Genomic DNA, 3,634 nt, shown 5'->3' with positions numbered 1-3,634 from the left:
TAGTTTTGTTATTTTTGAGTAAATTTTTTATAGGGTGCAAATTGAAATGATAAATCGATATAATTGAAAAAACTTCATTAAAGGGAATTCAAATAATGTGTATATGTTATTCTTATAGGAAGATTTTTGAAAAAACGTGGGATAAAATTACGTTTCTTTTTTCTTTGTGTATTGAGTTTTCTCATGGCGGAAGCGTTTTTTATCCAAGATACGTGTGGTATTTAAAATAATTGATGCACCCAATAGTGTTGATGAATTTTTTAACAAAATAAGCATATAGATATCTCAAAATAGCTAGATGAGGTGATTTTAAATGGTAGAATTAAAGGCACATGCGGCTCTTTTAACCTATCGAATAATTGGTTTTTGCTTATGTCCTGTTGTTCCTTTTTATTTATTTTTTCGTTCTATCCGTGGAAAAGAAGAGTGGTGTCGCAAAAAAGAGCGTTTAGGCAAAAGTTCTCATGCCCGTCCCCAAGGTTCGTTAGTTTGGTTGCATGCAGCAAGTGTTGGAGAAACACTTGCGCTTGTTCCACTTATTGATTATATTTTATCATTAAAAATCAATGTGTTATTAACAACTGGGACTGTAACATCTTCCACTCTTGTAAAAAAACATTTTGGTCATCGGTTGATTCATCAATATGCTCCCTTGGATTTAGATTTTGCAGTGCGGCGTTTTATTAGTCATTGGAAGCCTGATCTCGTCTTGATTTGTGAATCAGAAATTTGGCCTCTCCGTATTAAAGAACTTGCAAAAATGCGTATTCCGCAGATTTTGGTTAATGCCCATATGTCTGAACGTTCTTTTAAAGCTTGGCAAAAACGACGTGTTCTTGCCAAACATATTTTTAAGGATATTGATTTGGCGATTGGTCAAAATGAAAGAGATGTAGCTTATTACCATACACTTGGCGTAAAATCTGTTACGTTTTCTGGTAATCTCAAGGCTGATGTTTTTCTGGTTGAAAATCAAGAATTGCTTGCACGTTATCGTAATGCTATCGGCAATCGCCCAGTTTGGGCTGCTGTTTCAACGCATGAAGGGGAAGAGGAGATTGCTTTTGAGGTCCATAAAATTGTTAAAAATTATTTGCCAGATTTATTAACAATTATTGTGCCTCGTCATCCTGAACGTTCAGAAGATCTTATCAGAAAATGCGATAATAAGGGGTTAAGTTTTATTCGTAGGAGTAGAGATGCTGTTCCAAACATGAATACCGATATTTTATGGGGAGATACCATTGGAGAAATGGGACTTTTTCTTCGCTTATCGAAAGTTTCTTTCGTTGGTAAATCCTTATGTGGAAATGGTGGACACAATCCATTGGAATTGGCTTTGCTTGGTTCCGCTATTTTGACAGGGCCCCATGTTTCAAATTTTCAAGAGATGTTCAAACAATTTCTAACACATGATGCGGCATATATGGTTCAAGATACAAAACAGCTTGCTATTCAGGTGTATAAGCTTTTAACAAATGAAACATTGCGGCAAGAAATGGTTGATAAGGCTCATGAAGTGGCGACAGGTATGGCAGGTGCATTTGAGCGCACATTAAAGATTTTAGATCCATTTTTACAACCCCTTGTAATACAAACAGGTTTACGTCAGCGTCAGGGTAGATATGCATATTAGCGCCCCTCGTTTTTGGTGGAAAAATAAAAGCTTTTTGCGTTTTGTGTTAGCTCCAGTTTCATGGGGGTATGGTTATTTTTCAAGTCGTTTTATGACAAGACAGCCTCCCGTGATTGATTTGCCAGTTTTGTGTATTGGAAATTTTACATGTGGCGGTGCGGGTAAAACGCCGGTTGTTATTGCTTTTACAAAAGTGGCTAAAGAACTTGGTTTCGTACCTGGTATTGTATCTCGTGGTTATGGTGGATCAGTTAAAGGGGTACATCTTGTAAATGAGAAATATGATACTCCATATAGTGTCGGAGATGAGGCACTTTTACTTGCACGTCATGCTTTTATAGCTGTATCACCTAATCGTTATGCAGCAGCACAACGGCTTAAACAAGAGGGATGTAATCTTATTTTAATGGATGACGGATTTCAAAGTCGCCGTCTTTATATGGATTATGCGTTACTCGTTGTTGATGCGATGCGCGGTTTTGGTAATGGAGCTGTCTTTCCAGCAGGACCTTTGCGCGTACCATTAAAAACGCAGTTTTCTTTTATGGATAGTGTTTTATTGATTGGTCATTCCGATGCGCCTGATAATGTCGCTTTTCTTGTTTCGCGTACTGGAAAGCCTTTATATCGTGCTCATCTTAAAGCCAGTGCCTCTGATGAGGTTTCAGGAAAATCATTTTTGGCATTTGCTGGTATTGGCAATCCAGATAAATTTTTTAAATCTATTAAAGAATTGTCCGGTCATGTGGTGCAAACTTACATATATCCAGACCACTATTTTTTCACAGATAAAAATTTAAAAAGCCTTATACAAAAGGCTAAAATGCACAATTTATGGCTAGCAACAACAGCTAAAGATTATATCCGTATACAGACAATTCACACGCAAAAAGGTTTGAAAAATCTTATTGTCTTTGATGTGAATGTCGATTTTGTTCAAAAAGACTTCTGTCGTATGGTCCTTGAAGAGGTCATGACCCGCTTTAGAAAACGTTCCCTTGAATTTTCTTGTCTAAAAGGCAAAGGCTAAATTTGTAGCTTTCGAGGGGTTATTTTTCTTTTGTTTTTAATAATTGCTTGAGATATGGGTTGCACTCAAGTTCACGCTGATAGGATATTTCACAACTAGCATATGCTTCTTGGCGGTGATGATTCCAATATTTTAAATCATCTATAGGGATTTTTTGCCCGCTAACAGCACAAATGGTATAGGTACCATATTCTATAATGTCATATCCGTTATTAGAATAATGAATTTTTGCTTCGCGTTCACCATTGGGAAACATTATAACTCCTTTTTACTTGATACAAGAGATTCAAGAAAAGTGCCATAAAATATATTATAAAGTCGAGAGTTAATTTTAAAATATTTTTCTTGTAAAAATGATGAAGAGCTTATTTTCTGCCAAAAAGCCGTTCTATATCTACCAATTTGAGTTCAATATAAGTAGGGCGTCCATGATTACATGTACTTGTATTAGGTATTGCCTCCATTTGTCGTAATAGTGTGTTCATTTCTTCGGGGCGTAAAAGGCGCCCTGACCGTATTGAGCCGTGACAGGCCATCGTTGCTGCAACATAATCAAGCATTGCTTTTAAATTGTTTGTTGTATCATACTCAGCGGCTTCATCTGCAAGATCTTTAATAAGAGCTTGGACGTTGATCTCTCCTAACATGGAAGGGGTTTCACGCACAACAATTGCTCCTGGTCCAAATGATTCTATTCCTAATCCAAATTTTTGCAAAGCATCTTTATGCGTTAAAAGGCATGTTGCATCCTCTTCAGAGAGTTCTACAATTTCAGGAATAAGTAATAACTGTGAAGGAAGTGGTTTGGAATAAAGTGCATTTTTGAGTGCTTCATAAACTAATCGTTCATGAGCTGCATGCTGATCGACAATGATCAAACTATCTTGTGTTTGGGCGATAATATAGTTTTTATGAATTTGTGCTCTGGCCGCTCCTAGTGGATAAGATAACTCTTCTGATGAAGGTAT

General features: G+C 36.7%; 3 protein-coding genes and 1 pseudogene. 2 read left to right on the top strand and 2 right to left on the bottom strand.

Annotated features, from left to right (window positions below; translation table 11 throughout):
- Positions 1 to 313 precede the first annotated feature (313 nt).
- Both waaA and lpxK read left to right on the top strand, forming a co-directional pair.
- A complete protein-coding gene (gene waaA / locus ACFIO3_RS07370) occupies positions 314 to 1,636 on the top strand; it encodes a lipid IV(A) 3-deoxy-D-manno-octulosonic acid transferase (protein ID WP_375704258.1) in 1,323 nt (440 codons plus the stop codon).
- Positions 1,626 to 2,666 (top strand): tetraacyldisaccharide 4'-kinase, encoded by a 1,041-nt coding sequence (lpxK, locus tag ACFIO3_RS07365; protein WP_375702259.1) that lies wholly within the window; start codon positions 1,626 to 1,628, stop codon positions 2,664 to 2,666. The genes waaA and lpxK overlap by 11 nt, the downstream gene beginning before the upstream one ends.
- Before the next feature lie 19 nt (positions 2,667 to 2,685).
- Here the strand turns inward: lpxK and ACFIO3_RS07360 are convergent, their stop codons facing one another.
- Both ACFIO3_RS07360 and ACFIO3_RS07355 read right to left on the bottom strand, forming a co-directional pair.
- On the bottom strand, positions 2,686 to 2,922 hold the full coding sequence (locus ACFIO3_RS07360) for a DUF2093 domain-containing protein (protein WP_375608064.1): 237 nt from the start codon (positions 2,920 to 2,922) through the stop codon (positions 2,686 to 2,688).
- Positions 2,923 to 3,031: 109 nt separating this feature from the next.
- Positions 3,032 to 3,634 (bottom strand): annotated as a pseudogene (locus ACFIO3_RS07355) (DNA mismatch repair protein MutL); the annotation flags it as partial.

The sequence above is a fragment of the Bartonella sp. AD328YNZD genome (assembly GCF_042196425.1).
Note: the sequence above shows the minus strand (reverse complement) of the source record. Positions and strands in the feature narration are given on the sequence as shown.